The 325-nt window shown below is 53.8% G+C and carries 1 rRNA gene; it reads right to left on the bottom strand.

Going from position 1 to position 325, the window contains the following annotated elements:
* A 23S ribosomal RNA gene (locus F2P46_RS36445) occupies positions 1–325 on the bottom strand; the annotation flags it as partial.

The raw sequence follows: 325 nt of genomic DNA, 5'->3' as shown, positions 1-325 counted from the left end.
CTCAAGCGCCTTAGAATACTCATCTCGCCCACCTGTGTCGGTTTGCGGTACGGTCTCGTATGACTGAAGCTTAGAGGCTTTTCTTGGAACCACTTCCGATTGCTTCAGAACCTAAGTTCCTCGTCTCGACCCCTTGAATTCCGCGCCCGGATTTGCCTAAGCGCCTTCTATGAGTCAAAAACCAACACTTCCAACCGTTGGACAACCTTCCGCGATCCGTCCCCCCATCGCATCATACGACGGTGCAGGAATATTAACCTGCTTCCCATCAGCTACGCATCTCTGCCTCGCCTTAGGGGCCGACTCACCCTGCTCCGATGAACGT

It is taken from the genome of Massilia sp. CCM 8734, assembly GCF_011682155.1.
Lineage (GTDB): Bacteria > Pseudomonadota > Gammaproteobacteria > Burkholderiales > Burkholderiaceae_D > Telluria_A > Telluria_A rubra.
Note: the sequence above shows the minus strand (reverse complement) of the source record. Positions and strands in the feature narration are given on the sequence as shown.